The 17,607-nt window shown below is 37.6% G+C and carries 17 protein-coding genes; 6 read left to right on the top strand and 11 right to left on the bottom strand.

Annotated features, from left to right (window positions below; translation table 11 throughout):
* Positions 1-42: 42 nt before the first annotated feature.
* The 3 genes from CHB68_RS00410 to CHB68_RS00400 are packed head-to-tail and all read left to right on the top strand — an operon-like array spanning position 43 to position 2,607.
* The gene (locus tag CHB68_RS00410) at positions 43-468 is read left to right on the top strand and encodes a hypothetical protein (RefSeq protein ID WP_245838723.1); all 426 of its coding nucleotides are present in this window, start codon (positions 43-45) and stop codon (positions 466-468) included.
* A 15-nt stretch (positions 469-483) separates the two neighbouring features.
* The gene (locus CHB68_RS00405; RefSeq protein WP_089258468.1) at positions 484-1,050 is read left to right on the top strand and encodes an RNA polymerase sigma factor; all 567 of its coding nucleotides are present in this window, start codon (positions 484-486) and stop codon (positions 1,048-1,050) included.
* Positions 1,051-1,083: 33 nt separating this feature from the next.
* Entirely contained in the window at positions 1,084-2,607 is a 1,524-nt protein-coding gene (locus tag CHB68_RS00400) for a hypothetical protein (RefSeq protein ID WP_089258466.1), read from the top strand.
* Here the strand turns inward: CHB68_RS00400 and CHB68_RS00395 are convergent.
* Positions 2,604-3,344, bottom strand: coding sequence for a lysophospholipid acyltransferase family protein (locus CHB68_RS00395; protein ID WP_089258464.1), 741 nt, complete (start codon positions 3,342-3,344; stop codon positions 2,604-2,606). The two genes, CHB68_RS00400 and CHB68_RS00395, sit on opposite strands and share 4 nt — an antisense overlap.
* A gap of 70 nt (positions 3,345-3,414) precedes the next feature.
* Here CHB68_RS00395 and trpS point away from each other — a divergent pair, with 70 nt between their 5' ends.
* Positions 3,415-4,383, top strand: a complete 969-nt coding sequence (trpS, locus tag CHB68_RS00390; protein ID WP_089258462.1) for a tryptophan--tRNA ligase — start codon at positions 3,415-3,417, stop codon at positions 4,381-4,383.
* A 181-nt stretch (positions 4,384-4,564) separates the two neighbouring features.
* Here the strand turns inward: trpS and dprA are convergent, their stop codons facing one another.
* A complete protein-coding gene (gene dprA, locus CHB68_RS00385) occupies positions 4,565-5,683 on the bottom strand; it encodes a DNA-processing protein DprA (RefSeq protein WP_089258460.1) in 1,119 nt (372 codons plus the stop codon).
* A gap of 92 nt (positions 5,684-5,775) precedes the next feature.
* Between dprA and CHB68_RS00380 the strand changes: the two genes are divergently transcribed.
* Complete coding sequence (locus tag CHB68_RS00380; protein ID WP_089258458.1) at positions 5,776-6,738, top strand: HU domain-containing protein; 963 nt, start codon at positions 5,776-5,778, stop codon at positions 6,736-6,738.
* Between the two features lie 59 nt (positions 6,739-6,797).
* Positions 6,798-7,313, top strand: coding sequence for an acyl-CoA thioesterase (locus CHB68_RS00375; protein WP_089258456.1), 516 nt, complete (start codon positions 6,798-6,800; stop codon positions 7,311-7,313).
* Here CHB68_RS00375 and CHB68_RS00370 read toward each other — a convergent pair.
* The 9 genes from CHB68_RS00370 to atpA form a co-directional block, all read right to left on the bottom strand.
* On the bottom strand, positions 7,310-8,155 hold the full coding sequence (locus tag CHB68_RS00370) for an aldo/keto reductase (RefSeq protein WP_089258454.1): 846 nt from the start codon (positions 8,153-8,155) through the stop codon (positions 7,310-7,312). The two genes, CHB68_RS00375 and CHB68_RS00370, sit on opposite strands and share 4 nt — an antisense overlap.
* Positions 8,156-8,165: 10 nt before the next feature.
* Positions 8,166-9,389 (bottom strand): murein hydrolase activator EnvC family protein, encoded by a 1,224-nt coding sequence (locus CHB68_RS00365; protein WP_089258452.1) that lies wholly within the window; start codon positions 9,387-9,389, stop codon positions 8,166-8,168.
* A 3-nt stretch (positions 9,390-9,392) separates the two neighbouring features.
* Positions 9,393-10,178, bottom strand: coding sequence for a DUF4292 domain-containing protein (locus CHB68_RS00360; RefSeq protein WP_089258450.1), 786 nt, complete (start codon positions 10,176-10,178; stop codon positions 9,393-9,395).
* Positions 10,178-11,119, bottom strand: a complete 942-nt coding sequence (locus tag CHB68_RS00355; protein WP_089258448.1) for a tetratricopeptide repeat protein — start codon at positions 11,117-11,119, stop codon at positions 10,178-10,180. The genes CHB68_RS00360 and CHB68_RS00355 overlap by 1 nt, the downstream gene beginning before the upstream one ends.
* Before the next feature lie 15 nt (positions 11,120-11,134).
* A complete protein-coding gene (gene dut / locus CHB68_RS00350) occupies positions 11,135-11,569 on the bottom strand; it encodes a dUTP diphosphatase (RefSeq protein ID WP_089258446.1) in 435 nt (144 codons plus the stop codon).
* The gene (locus CHB68_RS00345; protein ID WP_089258444.1) at positions 11,566-13,026 is read right to left on the bottom strand and encodes a lipopolysaccharide biosynthesis protein; all 1,461 of its coding nucleotides are present in this window, start codon (positions 13,024-13,026) and stop codon (positions 11,566-11,568) included. Before CHB68_RS00345 ends, dut begins: the two co-directional genes overlap by 4 nt.
* 679 nt (positions 13,027-13,705) lie before the next feature.
* Positions 13,706-14,926, bottom strand: coding sequence for a TCR/Tet family MFS transporter (locus tag CHB68_RS00335; RefSeq protein WP_089258440.1), 1,221 nt, complete (start codon positions 14,924-14,926; stop codon positions 13,706-13,708).
* A 136-nt stretch (positions 14,927-15,062) separates the two neighbouring features.
* Positions 15,063-15,923 carry an ATP synthase F1 subunit gamma gene (gene atpG, locus CHB68_RS00330; RefSeq protein WP_089258437.1) on the bottom strand — a complete coding sequence of 287 codons (861 nt, stop codon included), beginning with the start codon at positions 15,921-15,923 and terminating at the stop codon, positions 15,063-15,065.
* 81 nt (positions 15,924-16,004) lie between these two features.
* A complete protein-coding gene (gene atpA / locus CHB68_RS00325) occupies positions 16,005-17,585 on the bottom strand; it encodes a F0F1 ATP synthase subunit alpha (RefSeq protein WP_089258434.1) in 1,581 nt (526 codons plus the stop codon).
* Positions 17,586-17,607: the final 22 nt, after the last annotated feature.

The raw sequence follows: 17,607 nt of genomic DNA, 5'->3' as shown, positions 1-17,607 counted from the left end.
CAACCATTGCCAGCTATTTTCATCTTATGAAAAAATATTTATATGATGAGAACAAAATTTATGCTGTTGGCCGCATTGGTAGCTTTTTTAAGCAATGGTTGTTCACTAGATGACGATGCGCCAAACTTCCATTTTACCGCATTGGAGATTGTTGATGCAGAATTACCGGAATCCTTTGATTTTAACAGAACGTATGAAATCAAGGTCAATTATATAAAACCGGACAGTTGCACAAATTATGAGGGTTTTGATGTAATCAAGGATTCATTGACCGTTAGAAGTGTCGTTGCCATTGGTTCTGTAAGATTGGATGTTGATGACTGTACGGAGGAAGCTGTGGAGCAAACCGCTTCGTTCAACTTTACCGTTATATATAATGAACCCTATAAATTCAAATTTTATACAGGTGACAACAGCGAAGGCGAAGCTGAATATTTTGAAGTAATAGTGCCGGTAAACGAACCTTAATCTAATAATCCCTTTGTGAGTCTAGAAGAGCTCATACAAAATTGTAAAAAAAACGATCGTAAAGCACAGGAACTATTGTATAGGGCCTATGCAACGACCTTATATGGCATTTGCCTAAAATATTCCAATTCCAAGTCAGAAGCGGAAGATAGCCTTCATGATAGCTTTATGACCATCTATGATAAAATTGGCCAGTATAAAGGAAAAGGCTCTTTTGAAGGGTGGATCAAAAGAATAACCATAAATACGGTACTACAGAAATATAGAAGAGAAGAATATTTAAAAGTAGTTACCGATAATGTTGAAGAAGAGGTCACTATAGATGATGCGTATAGTGACATCTGTCTTCAGACCTTGTTAAGGTATATTCAAGAATTACCTAATAAATATCGTACAACGTTCAATTTATATGTTCTGGACGGTTATACCCATAAAGAAATTAGCGAGCTACTTGGAACCTCTATAGGAACCAGCAAGTCCAATCTTGCAAGGGCCCGTACATTATTAAAAGAAAAAATAGAAGCAAAAGCTTCCCAATCAATTATTGGAATATTAATGCTGATAACAACACATGTATTTTAACGACAATTGGTTGAAAACCTGAAATCTTAAAAGATGCAGAAAAAGAAATTAGACGAATTTTTCCAAGAAAAATTCTTGGACTTCAAGGAAGCACCGGACAATAAGGTATGGCGTTCCATTGATGCGTCACTTGACAAAAAAAGAAAAAAGCGCGGTATACCCCTTTGGTGGCAAATAGGAGGTATAGCGGCCGCAATTACATTAGGGGTGTTTTTACTTAATCCGTTTACGGAAAAGGAACATTTACAGGAAATAATTGTGGATACCAATAAAAGTATTGACGATAAGGATTCCTTAAAAACTTTGGAAAATGGGTTGGATACAAATATTAAAACCGATGAAATTTTAGTTCAAGAGAACACTGCTACCCAAGCACATTCACAAGTTGAAAGTAATGGGAGCGAAAGCCATACCAATGGCCAAAAAGCTTTGGTGCGGCAAAATGACGACCCTAATGACCTAGGTAACGAATCTAATGAAAAGTCTCAACTGGCAACCCATGACCAACAAATAAATAACAATACAGAAAAAACCCCTTCCGCATCAAAATTATTTGGTCAAAGAGTATATAGTGAACAAAGTTTGGCTAACACTACCATGAAGGAGAATCAGCAAGAACATTTACACGATCAAAAATTATCATCAGGGGATGTCCTTTTGACAAATAAGGCTCAAGACACCCAAAAAGAAATCGAGAAACAAGTGAAAGGCACTACCGTTCTAAATCCTGATGAAAATGCGGTAGCCGAGAATGAAGGGAAAAAATCCATTTTTGAGGAAATTCAAGAGCAGGATACAGAAGATAAAATTGCCGTAAACAAAGATAAATGGTCTGCCGGACCAAGTGTTGCCCCTGTATACTTTAATGCCGTTGGCAAGGGGTCACCCGTGAATTCAATTTTTGTTCCTAATTCTAAATCTGGTAATATCAATTTAAGTTATGGGGTTTCCGTAGCATATGCCGTTTCCAAAAAATTGACCATACGTTCAGGTATTAATAAGGTAGATTATGGATATAATACAGAGGATGTGGCATTTTCTTCTTCACAAAACGCCTTATCCGCAAACGGACAGCTTTCAACAATTGATTATGCCGAAACCTCAAGTTCATTGACCATTTCAAGTAAAAAGGTCACTTCAGATAAATTCAGCACTGCCACTACTTCTTTTGACGTAAGTGCAAAAACTGCTGCCAGGGAGGGTTTTATGTCGCAACAACTAGGCTATCTGGAATTGCCTTTGGAAATGAATTATGCACTAATGGACAAAAAATTTGGCATTGACCTTATTGGTGGTGTCAGCTCCTTATTTTTGATTGATAATGCGGTTTCATTGACCGCTGGTGAACTGACTACGGAAATAGGCAAGGCCAACAATATAAACAGTGTCAATTTTAGCGCCAACATGGGTTTTGGCCTAAATTACAAGTTCACCCCCAAGATCAGGTTTAATATTGAGCCTATTTTTAAATACCAACTAAATACTTTTTCTGAAATCAACGGTACGTTTAGACCATATTCCATAGGGGTATATAGCGGGATTAATTTTAAATTTTAAACCATCGATGTCAAATCCTTTAAAATTAACGTTCTTACCGTATTGCGTAAATTTACGGTATCGGTTACATTCAAATTTTCTGTAGTGATAAATGAATGGACTTTGGCCCTACATTTGCCAGGGCCACCGCTAAAAAATGTAAAGGGGAAACGTTTTTTATTATCATAAAATGTCATAGGTACCACAGGAATTTGGTGCGCAATGGCCATTTTAAAGGCACCGTCCTTAAATTTATCCAAAATGATATGCTCATCCGGAACCCCGCCTTCCGGGAAAATACAAATGCTTAAACCTTGTTGGAGCCTTTTTTGCGCCCTTCTGTAAACACCCGTTCTACTGCGCGAGTCCTCACGGTCTACCATAATGCAAACCCTCTTATAAAAAAACCCAAACAAAGGAATATCAACCAATTCCTTCTTACCTACAAATACAAACGGATTTTTACTGGTTACAAGCATCAACATGATATCCAACATACTGGTATGATTGGCTACGAGCATATAACTTTTTCCTTTCTTCAATTTTTCTTCATAGGTTATCTTAGGCCAACAAAACATACCGTACAAAATAGGTTTGGCCCAAAAATTACGGGCAAGCCAAAAAAATTGGGGGTACCAACGTTCTTTTGATGCGAATATGAGCAATATGGGAAAAAACAGGATAATAGGTACGGCAACCAAAATATAAAACCAGATCCGGTAGATACTTTGACCGATTTTAGATAACGTTTCAAGCATAAATCAAAAGTAGTTATTTAGGTTAGTTTTTTTGTATTTGTTTTACCTTTGCTTCTTAGAGAAAAAGCACATGGCAAGAATTTTAACAGGTATACAAAGTACGGGAACCCCCCATTTAGGGAACATTTTAGGTGCTATAATACCAGCGATACAAATGGCTCAAAATCCAAAAAATGAATCTTTTTTATTCATTGCGGATATGCATTCCCTAACACAGATTAAAGATGGGGCAACATTAAGGCAAAATACCTATGCTACGGCCGCTACTTGGTTAGCTTTTGGTTTGGATATTGAAAAAACCGTTTTTTATAGACAAAGTGATGTACCTCAGGTAACGGAACTCTCCTGGTATTTAAGTTGTTTTTTCCCTTACCAGCGTTTAACCTTGGCACACTCCTTTAAGGACAAGGCAGATAGGTTGGAAGATGTAAATGCAGGACTATTTACCTACCCGATGTTAATGGCCGCGGATATTTTACTTTATGATGCCAATATAGTTCCTGTTGGAAAAGACCAAATGCAGCATATAGAAATAACTCGCGATGTAGCCTCGCGTTTTCATGCACAACTAGGGGAAACATTTGTACTGCCCGAAGGAAAAGTTCAAGAGGAAACCATGTATATACCGGGTACAGATGGCTCAAAAATGAGTAAAAGCAAGGGCAATTTGATAAGTCTTTTTCAGACCGATAAGCAATTGAGAAAGCAGATCATGGGTATACAAACGGACAGCACACCAATGGAAGATCCAAAGGACCCCACCAATGATAACGTTTTTGCACTTTATAAAATATTGGCAACACAGCCTCAAATAGAAGAAATGAGTGCCAATTATCTAGCCGGTAATTATGGATACGGACATGCCAAACAAGCTTTGTATGAAGTAATCTTGAACAAATTTGAAGAACCACGCGAAAAGTTCAACTATTACATGAACCATCTAAACGAAATTGATGATGCTTTGGCACTTGGTGCCGAAAAGGCAGGTAAAATTGCAGATGGGGTGTTATCTCGAGTGCGTGAAAAACTAGGATATTAAAAACTAACATCACCATATTGTAGAAACCACAAAACCGACTAAAAAGTCGGTTTTGTGGTTTCTTAGTCTGAGTAAGCCATTGAATTTAACGACATAATGCTAATTTTCAATGTTGTTACAATAATTTTTAAAGTAGGTTTAAGAAAACTGGGATAATACAGACCAATTGGTTTGTGTACTCTTAGATGGCCTCAAATAATTTCCCGGGCAAAGGCCTAATCACCCCTTTCATTTCCATACCCAACAATGTAGATGAAGCTTTAAAAATAGGTAAGCTACAATCCAAAGCTATACTGTCCAACATCTGTTTGCCGTTATTTTGCAAATAAGTATAAATACCTTGTTCGGTTTCATCTAGCTCTATAAAAAGTTGTTTTTGAATCGTCTTTTGTTTTTTTTCTTCAACTTCCCAATTCAATAAATAGACAAGGTCGGCCGCGGAGGTCATAACATGTGCCTTTTGTTGCTTTATTAAATTATTACATCCCAGGCTATATTTATCCGTAGTCCTACCGGGTACCGCAAAAACATCGCGGTTATATCCATTGGCAATATCGGCAGTTACCAAACTACCTCCTTTTTCTGCGGATTCAACTACCACGGTAGCCTCACTTATACCTGCTATAATACGGTTGCGTTTTAAAAAATTTTCCCGTTCAGGGTTGCTTGTACTCCAAAACTCAGTAAAAAAGCCTCCATTCTTAAGTACATCAGATTGGTATTTTGCATGTACTTTAGGATAGATTTGATTTAGTCCATGTGCAAGACATCCTATGGTCTGCAGGCCTTGATTTATGGCTTCCCGTTGAATACAAATATCTACACCATATGCAAAACCACTAACTATTATAGGGTTAAGCGGGGCAATATCAGCTATGAACTGTTCACAGAATGCTGTGCCATAACTGGTAATATTACGGGTTCCAACCACACTAATAATTTTTTGACGTTCTAAATCAATATTTCCTTTTTGAAATAATAGGATAGGGCCATCTATACAATGCTTTAGGTATGCAGGATACGTATCATCCTTAAAATAGGTACATGAAATTTGTTGCGCTGTAATGTATTTGTATTCATCCTCGGCAGCCTCTTGGTGAATGCCATCGAATAAATGCTTGGTGGTATGGGTACCTATACCATCTATTTTTAATAAATTTTGTCGTTTCTCCTCAAATACTGCTGACGGGCTACCACAATGTGCAATTAATTTTTTGGAAAGGGTATCGCCTATATGTGGTACATGTTGCAATCTAAGAATTGCAATGAGTTCATCCGCAGTATGTTGTGTGGTATTCATTATTTGTTCACAAATTAGAGAAAAAAATATGTTAATAAAAACTTACCAAAGGTGTTTTTAAGCCCCATATTTTTTTTCATATTTGCGCAAGTATGGTACTTGAACACTATATAAGCGATTTACTTTATAGGTACAACTGTGTGGTTGTCCCTGGATTTGGTGCGTTTTTGACACAGAGAACATCTGCAAAGATCAACCAAGATACCAATACATTTTACGCACCCACCAAATTATTGGCATTCAATGGTCAATTGACCTCTAATGATGGATTATTGGCCTCTTATATTTCCGAAACCGACAGGATATCTTTTGAGGTTGCCCACAATTTTATTGAGGAGCAAGTAAAAAAATGGGAAAGGACCTTAGCTAATGAGAGTTCTTTGTTGGTAAAGAATATAGGTGTACTTAGCAGGAACAATGAAGGGTCTTTATTATTTCAACCCGCTTCGGAAATAAATTACCTTACCTCTTCATTTGGGTTATCCAATTTTAGTTCCTTACCTATAACAAGAGAGGTATTAAAAGAGGAAATAGTAGAGCTTGAAGAAAATATACCACTTGTTATAACTTCGGAAAGAAGGCAAAGTACAGGTTTTAGACCCTATCTTAAATATGCGGCTGTATTATTATTGGCGTTTTCTACCGGTTTAACGGCATATAAAGTATTTGAAAAACAACGGACCAACGAGGAAGTTGCAAGGACAAACGCCAGGGAATATGTTACCAAACAAATACAGGAAGCTACTTTTTTTGACTTAACACCATTGGAACTGCCCACTGTTACGGTAGACGCAACAAGCTCAAAGTTGCCTTCCGAAAAAGAAGGTGAAATGCATCATATCGTTGCCGGTGCATTTAGAATAAAGGCAAATGCCGAAAGAAAAATAGAGGAATTAAAGGCCAAAGGATATAATTCTACCTATTATGGCACCAATGACTATGGGTTACATGTGGTAACATACGAAAGCTTTTCAGATGCCACCGATGCATTGAACGCATTAAAGGAAATAAAGCGCGTACAGTCCAAGGATGCTTGGTTGCTATCCAAAAAATAACCTTTACAACATTTTCTTACCATCTTACATGACCGTATCTTTGCGGAAAAATTCAGTTGATGGAATCAAAGACACCTGCACAGTCAAGAACTACGATGACCGATATGGTACTACCCAGTGAGACCAATGCACTTCAAAATCTCTTTGGAGGCGAACTATTGGCACGTATGGACCGTGCCGCAAGTATTGCTGCAGGAAGACATAGCCGTAGAATAACCGTAACGGCATCCGTAAATCACGTAGCCTTTAATTTGGCCATACCTTTGGGCAGTGTAGTTACGGTAGAAGCAGCCGTTTCAAGAGCTTATAACACCTCTATGGAGGTTTATATAGATGTGTGGATAGAAGACCGTTACAACGGAAAAAAAACCAAGGCTAATGAGGCCATTTATACCTTTGTTGCCGTTGACGAGACGGGTAAACCAACAGAAGTGCCAGAATTACGTCCAGAAACGGATTTGGAACATATACGTTATGAAGGCGCCCTAAGAAGAAAACAATTGAGTTTGGTCCTTGCGGGTAAGATGAAGCCAGATGATGCTACTGAATTAAAGGCACTGTTCACCAAAAATTAAAAATCAAAATTATCCGGGTCAGGGCCTGTGCGCTTACCATTTTCCAAGCTATCCAAATAGGCAATATCCTCCTTGCTCAGTTCAAAATCAAAAATATCGGCATTAGACTTTATGCGTTCTGCATGAACAGATTTGGGTATGGCCACAATCCCCTTTTGTAAATTATAGCGCAGGATAACCTGTGCTACAGATTTAGCATATTTCTTTGCTAATTCATTACAAATCTCCAGTTTAAAAACTTCACCCTGCATAAATGGCGACCAAGATTCATATTGAATAGCATAGGCACTACAAAAATCAATAAGGTCTTGTTGTACCACATGTGGATGAAATTCCATTTGATTCACCATAGGAACTACGGTACAATCCTCAAGGATATCCTCTAAATGATGTTGTAAAAAGTTACTGACCCCAATGGCCCTTATTCTTTTTTGGTTGTACAAATATTCCAAAGCTTTCCAAGTTTCGGTATACTTGCCCCGTACTGGCCAGTGTATTAGATAGAGGTCTAGGTAATCCAAGCCCAATCGCTCTAGACTCTGCTCAAACGCTTTAATAGTACTTTCATAACCTTGATCATTGTTCCACACCTTGCTTACTACAAACAACTCGCTACGATCAACCTTACTTTCACGCAGGCCTTTTCCAACACCTTCTTCATTTTGGTAAATGGCTGCTGTATCTATATGGCGATACCCAATCTCTATTGCCTTTTTAACCGCCTCAACTACTTCTTGTTCATTATCGGCCTGGTAGGTACCTAAGCCCAAATAGGGCATTTTTACACCGTTGTGTAAGGTAAACGACCCATTTAAATCCGAAATTGAAAATCTTTTTTCCATAAGCCAACTATTAAAGACGGTATACCCACTCCTCTGGGTTTAACCGTGATGTATCTTGATATAAATAAAATTTTAACCGTGTTTGTCCATTGGACCGATTGGTATAAACAGTGCCCAATTCATCCTTAATGGAAACCCTATCCCCTTTTTTGACCGTTAATTCAGAAAGATTATAGTACGTACTGATAAAATTACCGTGTTTTATTTGAACTCCTTTATTACCCCCCGGAACGGCCAATATTGCAATGACCTCACCTTCAAAAATAGCCCTTGCTTTGGACCCCTCGTCCGTTGCAATGATTACCCCGTTACTTTGGTGTTTTATGCCCGGATATACAGGATCGCTATAAATACCAAAACCTTGACTTTTAATTCCTTTTTCCACCGGCCAAATGAGTTTACCTTTGTTGGCCGAAAAATTATTGGCTACGATAGCTGCTTCTGGTGTCAGCACAAACTTGCTTGTACTCTTGGAAGTACTACCAGATTTTTTGTTGCTGGCGGCTATAGCGTTCCGTATCAAAAGCTCTATTTGCCTATCTATCTTCCTGGCTTCTTTCTTTTTGGCATCTATGGCGCTTGCGTATTTACTTTCATTTTTACGGATCGTTCCCAATAATGCCTTTTGTGCCTGTATTTCTGCAAATAATTGGTTTTTGGCCTTTTTGTTCTGTGCCAGTAATACCTCCTTGACCTTGCGCTCCTCGTTTAAATCCGCATTAAGTCGCGCCAATTCCTCTGTCTTTGCCAATATTTGTGTCCCTTGCTCCTTTCTATAGTCCGTATATTGCTTCATGTACTGTAGACGCTTAAAGGCTTGAAAAAAACTTTCAGAGGACAATAAGAACATAAGTCTATTTTGTTTGGATTTGTTCTGATATGATTTTTGAATCATAGCAGCATACTCGTCCTTAACTTTTTGGAGCTCGGTTTTAAGCTTTCCTATATTCCTGATGTTTGTATTGATCTGCCTATTCAATAAATTGGACTGTTGATTGGTAACACGTATGAGTTGTTGTCTTACGGTAATCTTTTTGTCCAAGGCCTCCATTTGATCCAATACATTGCCTTTTTCCTTTTTTTCCGCAAATAGTAACCGGTTAATATCCCGAATCTCTGATTGCAACCGTTCACGTTTCTCCTCTAAAGCCTTTTGTTCAGTAGTCTGTGCATTACCGGCAATTGACGCTAACAGTACAAAAAAAATGACGTGATGTCTAAGAAGGCTACACATTATTTATAGTTCTATTTCTTTAAAACCCTTTGGTATTGAATAAGGAAAATTTACCGCTCCGTTCAATTCTATATTTCTAAACTCCATCTTAATGGTGTTCTCACTATCCTTGGTCAACGCTTTAATATGGATTTCATTTGGTAAAATCTCATTATCGATTTTCTGATAATTTTGATAAGCAATCTGCAACAACCGTTGTTCTGATGGTTGTGATAGCTGTTGCAAGTTCATTTTAAAATTCTTAGGCTCTATCCTAAAGAGAATTTTATAAAGTGATCCCGGTAATTTAGGGGTAAGCCTATAGGTGTCCTCATCAATATCAATAGTATATTTTTCATCTCGCAAATCTATAATTGCCTGTCCCAATAATAAGTTTTGAAGTATTGGAAAATCTACCTCTGTTCCCAATAAATTACTCAAATAAGAGAAGTCTCCATCAAAATATTCATTTTCAAGTTTGTTATAAAAAGATACGCGGTCTGGTGTAATATATGCTTTTACAATACCCAAAGGTGCGCTTAACCAGATTGCCTCATCCTTCTTCATGCGTAAACTAACCGATACACTTTGAGAGGATTCACCATCCGAATAATTAATCTTTACCCTACCGTTCAATGAGGCAAATTTACTGCCGTTAAGGTAATGCGATTTGATAACCGATTTAGCGGTCAATTTATCGTTTACCCTTCCCTCAGTTACCACTTTAGTGCTTTTGCATGATGTAACAAAGATTAAAAAAGCCATTAGCAATAATGCTTTTGAGCCAAATGTTTTCAATATTTCCATCATTAAGAACCAGATTTAATTTTACTAAGGTACATATTTGCTTTCGTCATATTGTCAAGTGCTTTATAGGCCGCTGCTAACTCCGTATATATTAATCTTTGTAGAGAAACATCCTCAATAATATAATCCAAAGCTGTTTCTAAAGGTTCAAGGGCTTCTTCAAATTTTTGCAAACGATTAAGTGCGGTACCATTGGCATAATAAAAATAAGGCTGCGTTGGGTAACTGTCCATAGCCTCTTTGGAAATACGGAGCAAATCAACGGTGCTTGATTCAGCAATGAGTAATTTTTTAAGGTTTTCCCTATAGCCCTCAACGGAACGTAATTCTTCATTGGATGTAATGGTTTCCGTACCTTTTACCACCGTACTGGTATTCTCATACTTAGCAATGGAATCTAAAATTCTACTTTGAAGATATGCATACTGACTAGGTTCCTTTAACTTATGCAGTACTTCCAATGCAGTTTTATAGCGGGCTTTTTTAAAATAAATCTCCGCAATATTCTTTCTCAACAAAAGATCGTTCCAAGGAATATCTTGCTTGACATTATCTAATGGGGATTTGCCTGTTTCCAAGACATCAATCAGTGTTTTGGCATACCAATAATTTTCAGGTTCCCCGTTTATAGCTTCAATAGCATATTCTTGGGCAAGCATATATTGACTTTCATAAAGGTGAAATTTTGCCAATTCAAACGAAACCACAGTATTATTGGGCTGCATACGCTTACATTCTAAAAAATAGGCAATTGCCCGGTCATAATTACGAATGCCTTTTTGTTTTAATCCCTCAAAAAAGTTTTCTTGAAACGTATCTGAATATTCTTCCAAAAAAACTTCTGCACTTTCTTCTACCATAATTTGCTGTTCTTCTTGCGCATAGCCTTGCATGGTAGTAAAACCACCTGTAGCTACTATTATCAAAAAGAACCATATTTTCATTAGTAGAAATTGTTATTATTTGATACCTGTACTACCAAAACCGCCAGTACCCCTCTCGGTTTCTGACAAAGTATCCACTTCATGCCACTGTGCACGTTCATGCTTTGCAATGACCATTTGGGCAATACGTTCCCCATTTTCTACGGTAAACACCTCATTGGATAGATTTACCAAAATCACTCCTATTTCTCCCCTATAATCGGCATCAATAGTACCAGGAGCATTGAGTACCGTAATTCCTTTTTTGGCCGCCAACCCACTTCTTGGTCTAACTTGAGCTTCAATGCCCACAGGCAATTCCATAAATAGACCAGTAGGTATAATTGCTCTTTCCAACGGTTGCAAGGTAACGGGATCCTGTAAGTTGGCCCTTAGGTCCATACCTGCAGAAGCATTGGTTTCGTAAAGCGGTAATTCGTGACCGGAAGTATTGATTATATTAATCTTCATCTGTTTAAAAATAATTTTTTAAGGTTTTCAAACTCGAGTTTATATACCAAACCAAGAAACAAAATCAATAATGGAACGCCTACATACAGATTTCTATCAAAAATGTAAAATGATAGGGTAGAAAACAAGACGGACACTCCTAAATAAAAGATAATTTTTCTAAAGTTATATGGAATAGGGTAATACATACGTCCAAAATAAAACGATAACATCATCATACTACCATATGCCAATAGTGTGGCAACTGCAGAGGCCATATATCCAAAATAAGGAATAAACACAATATTGATAATTATGGTCAACACGGCACCGATCATAGATATATAAGCTCCAAATTTTGTCCGATCCGTAACCTTATACCAAACGGAAAGGTTATGATAAATACCTAAAAAGAAACTGGCCAAAAGTATTAAAGGTACAACGGGCATTGCCTCCCAATATGCGGAATCCCTAACGAACATTATTTTAAGCACATCTGAAAAAACAACAACCGCTAATAGGATAATACTCCCCAAGACCACAAAATAATTGGTTATTTGGGCATATGCCTTTTGTGGGTTTTTAGTATCGGAATGACTAAAAAAGAACGGCTCTATACCCATTCTAAATGCCGTAGCAAATAGCGTCATAAACACTGCAAGTTTTATACAAGCACCATATTTACCTACCTCGTCACTTGCTATTTCAACAGGTAATATCTTTTCCAATAATATTTTGTCAAGAACCTCATTAACGGTAAATGCAATACCAGCTACCATGACCGGCATTGCATATGCAATCATTCTTTTCCAAATATCAGTATCAAATATGTAGGGTCTCCTTAAGTAAACCCGTAACATTAACAAGAGGGTCACCGCGCTTGAAACTAGATTGGATATCAATATATATGAAATTTCAAAATTTTCCCTATACATGGAAGCCAAGATTCCCGTACTTTCCTCGGATACCAAATTTGGCAGCAAGATTAAAAAGAAGGAGTTTAAGCCTAAATTCAAAATAACGTTGATCAATTTAATGATGGCATAGCGCATGGGTCTTTCATTGGCCCTTAACCAGGCAAAGGGTATTATGACCAACGCATCTAGCGCCAATATCCAAAAAACGTACCCAATATATTCAATGGATATCTCTAGAATATGTGATAATGAATTTTTAAAAATAAACCCGATCAATAAAAAAAGTGCAGTAGAACCTAGTATGGATAACAGTGAGGTAGAGACCACCTTTTTCCTATTATCGAGCTCTTTATAGAATCTAAAGAACGCTGTTTCCATACCATATGCCAAAAAAACATTGAATATGGCAAAATAGGCGAATATTACGACCACCTGTCCATAGGAACCGGGCTGCATTACCCCAGTATAGATAGGAACCAATATTACATTGAGCATCCGTGGCAAGACAGTCGCCAAGCCATAGATAGCTGTTTGTTTAAAAAGTTTTTTGAGTGGATTCAATCACTATACAATTCAGACAATAAAAGTACCTATTAAAAGCCTAGATACAAAGCTAGTTTTAACTCTTACCACCATAAATTAGAATACCACTTTAATTTATATCCAATTTTGGATATTTAGATGGCTTATTCCTATAACAATTGAACTCCCTCAACAATGTTTAAAGAAAAAAGGGTTGAACCAAGCTTATTCCTTCATCTGTAACTGCCTTAGTTTGGATAGCTCTTGTCTTATCTGTTTAAATATAAAAAGCCCCAAAACAAATAAAAGTACTACAGAAGAAATTAAAATGTACGCATAAAATCCAGCGGACATAGTTGCCTTGAACAAAGGTAATAATGTAAAGAAACCGATAATATATACTGCTATGGAAAATGGTGTTACCAAGAAATGGACTATTTTCCTGAATATATAATACTTCGTGAGGTCATGTTTGAAAGTGGCTGAATTTTTTATAAAACTAAGCTTTCTAGACTGCCGTAAACTATAAAGTTCAAACCCAATCCTTAGTAATAAGCTTAAGATCATTAATCCGATTGCTTTGTGAGTTTCCCGAAAAGGTAATGGCAAATAAGAGTATGAACATTAAATTTTTAATTGTAGTCATCATAAGAGTTTTAAATTATTTACCCTTTAGATTCAAGAATTAAAAAATGTTACGTCAATTATATAAAAAAGTTTATTCTGGCTCTACATCCATACGTTTTATAGCAGTAGAAGCCAAAATAAATGCGCCTAATAAAAATAAAGCGGCAAGGGCATATGGAGCGCCCGGAAAATAAATAGCGGTCTGTGGGCGGATAAAATAGTAAAAAACCGGGGCAAAGATAAATTGACCCAAAATTGCAGTAATACTGACCAGACCAGTTATGGAACCTTGCAGAATTCCCTGTTCCTTTTCCGAGACCTGGTTTGAAATTACCCCTTGTACCGTTGGACCTGCAATTCCGCCCAAAGCATAGGGAATTAAAAAAGCATAGAGCATCCAAGGCTCCGTGGCAAAGGAAAAGAGAAACATACCAACGGTCCATAACAAAAACCCGAAAATAATAACTTTTCGTTTTCCAAATTTTTTCACCAGTACTCCCACTAAAAAACCTTGTACCACTGCAACCAACAAACCTACGACCATAAGGGAAAGCCCTATTTGTCTTGGGTTCCAATCATACCGTTCTATACCGTAATAAGACCATGTAGACGGTAATGCCTGACCGGCTAGGTTTGCTAGAAAAAAAGCAGATATCAATAATAAGATTCCTTTATAATTTCTAAGTGCTACCAATGAAACACCAGGAATCATTTTCAATAGATTGATCTGCCTTCTATTGGCAGGAGTCAAAGATTCCGGAACAAAGAAATATCCAAATAAAAAATTAGCGAACGTAAGACCTGCAGCAATATAAAACGGTAATCTAATATCTATTTCGCCAAAAAAACCTCCTATACCGGGTCCAATGATAAAACCTATGCCAAAAGCAGCCCCGATCAACCCAAAGTTCTTGGCTTTGTTGTCTTTTGTACTGATATCAGCTATATATGCGGAAGCTACAGTAAAACTTGCACCCGTAATCCCTGCCAAGAATCTTCCTAAGAATAACCAAGTTATTGTAGGTGCCCAAGCGTGTATCATGTAATCTACACTTAGCCCTAATAATGCCAATAAAAGAATGGGTCGCCTACCATACTTATCTGAAATTTCTCCAAGGACTGGGGAAAATAAAAACTGCATTCCCGCAAAAGCCGTGGTAAGCCACATGCCATAAATTATAGCCATATGATTACCCTCTCCGGTCAATTCCATGATTAAATCGGGAATGATGGGTAGAATTATACCGATACCAATGACATCAACAAGAATGGTTATGAATATAAAAAGTAAGGCGGTTTTATTGGATTTCATGGTGAAGACAAAAGTCGGGTAAAAAAAGGTAATTTAAAGCAATAAAAACAAAAACCCCACTGGTGAGTGGGGTTTTATTTATAGTTTAAAGCGTTAACGATTTAGACAACATGAAGTCATCTGTATTTGAACATTCTTAATTGTTCAATGCTTCTGCACCACCAACGATTTCTAAAATTTCATTAGTAATTGCTGCTTGTCTTGCTTTGTTATATGTCAATTTCAATTGGTCACGTAGCTCGGTTGCATTATCTGTAGCCTTGTGCATTGCGGTCATACGTGCACCGTGTTCACTAGCAAATGAATCCCTTATGCCCTTATACAATTGTGTTTTTAAAGATTTAGGAATCAGTTGCTCTATAATTTCAACTTTAGAAGGCTCAAAAGTGTAATCTGCACTTACATTACCTTCTATCTCCAATGGTACGATCGGCAAGAACTGTTCGGTCATAATAATCTGGGTAGCCGCATTCTTGAATTTATTGTATACAATTTCAATTCGATCGTAGGCCCCTTTTGTAAAAAGCTCCATTAAGTGTTCAGCAATATCGGCAACATTGTCAAAATTCAGGTCGTCATATACCCCGCTATAATTAGCGATTACATTATAACGTTTTCCTAAATAGTCATTTGCTTTTTTACCTACGGCAACAAAATCTACGTCTTTCCCTTGATGAACGTTCTCGGCAAGATGTACGGATTGCTTTAAAATATTGGTATTGAACGCACCACAAAGCCCTCTGTTGGATGTGATGGAAACAACCAATACCTTCTTGACCAAACGGTTATCTGCATATACGCTACCGGAATCCCCTTCTAAACTGGCACTTAAATTCTGAAGCAGTTCAGTTAATTTATCGGCATAAGGTCTCATAGCCGTTATGGCATCTTGAGCTTTCTTCAATTTTGCGGCAGATACCATTTTCATGGCACTGGTAATCTGCATCGTTGATGAAACCGATGAAATCCTATTTCGTATTTCCTTTAAATTTGCCATTTTTTTCAGTATTTAGTAAAAAGTACAACGTATTAAGTTGTTTCAACACTTTGTACTTTTTACTCAGTACTCAGTACTTTTTTAGTTCTTATATTTCGCAGAAAGCTCTTTACAAACGGAAGTCAATGTATCTGTTACTTCATCAGTAAGTTTACCTGCCTTCAATGTATCAAGAACACCTCTATGCTTAGCGTTCAAAAACTCTAAATAATCACGTTCAAATTCTTTTACTTTCTCAACAGGTACATCTCTTAACAAGTTCTTAGAACCAGCATAGATAATTGCAACCTGATCTTCTACAGTAAATGGATCATTCTGAGCTTGCTTTAAAATTTCAACGTTTCTACGTCCTTTTTCAATTACGTTCAATGTTGCAGCATCTAAATCTGAACCGAACTTAGCAAAGGCTTCCAATTCACGGAACTGCGCTTGATCCAGTTTCAACGTACCGGCAACTTTCTTCATTGATTTAATCTGAGCATTACCACCAACACGAGATACAGAAATACCTACGTTAATTGCCGGTCTAACACCTTGGTTGAATAAATCTTGTTCTAGGAATATCTGTCCGTCAGTAATAGAAATTACGTTCGTTGGGATATAGGCAGAAACATCACCTGCCTGAGTTTCAATAATTGGCAAAGCCGTTAAAGAACCACCACCTTTTACCATTGGTTTTAACACCTCTGGCAAATCATTCATTTCTTTTGCGATATCATCATCATTGATAACTTTTGCAGCACGCTCCAATAATCTAGAGTGTAGGTAGAAAACGTCACCTGGGTAAGCCTCACGTCCTGGTGGTCTTCTTAACAAAAGGGACACCTCACGGTAAGCAACCGCTTGTTTGGATAAATCATCATATATAATCAATGCAGGACGACCAGTATCACGGAAATACTCACCAATAGATGCTCCGGTAAACGGTGCATATACTTGCATTGGTGCAGGGTCAGATGCGTTAGCAGCTACAATGGTAGTATATGCCATAGCACCTTTATCTTCCAATACCTGAGCAATACCGGCAACAGTAGATGCTTTCTGACCTATGGCAACATAGATACAGTAAACAGGCTCACCGGCATCATAAAATTCTTTTTGGTTCAAAATGGTATCGATACAAACTGTAGTCTTACCAGTTTGACGGTCACCAATAACAAGTTCCCTTTGTCCTCTACCAACCGGGATCATAGCATCAATAGCTTTAATACCAGATTGCATTGGCTCAGTAACAGGCTCTCTGTAAATTACACCTGGAGCTTTACGCTCAAGTGGCATCTCGTAAGTATCACCGGCAATAGGTCCTTTGCCATCTATCGGATTTCCAAGAGTATCTACCACACGGCCAACAATACCTTCACCAACTTTAACAGAAGCGATACGTTGGGTACGTTTAACGGTATCCCCTTCACCAACTGATTTTGAAGGTCCTAAAAGAACCACACCAACATTATCTTCTTCCAGGTTAAGAACGATACCTTCAAGACCACCTTCGAACTCAACCAATTCCCCATACTGGGCATTAGCTAGTCCGTAGATTCTTGCGATACCATCACCCACCTGTAACACAGTACCTACTTCGTCCAAAGTAGCGGTAGCATCAAATCCTGATAATTGTTTCTTTAAAATTGCTGATACTTCAGCGGCTTTTACTCCTGCCATTTTTAATTAGATATAAGATATT

Source organism: Maribacter sedimenticola, assembly GCF_900188415.1.
GTDB classification, from domain to species: domain Bacteria; phylum Bacteroidota; class Bacteroidia; order Flavobacteriales; family Flavobacteriaceae; genus Maribacter; species Maribacter sedimenticola.
Note: the sequence above shows the minus strand (reverse complement) of the source record. Positions and strands in the feature narration are given on the sequence as shown.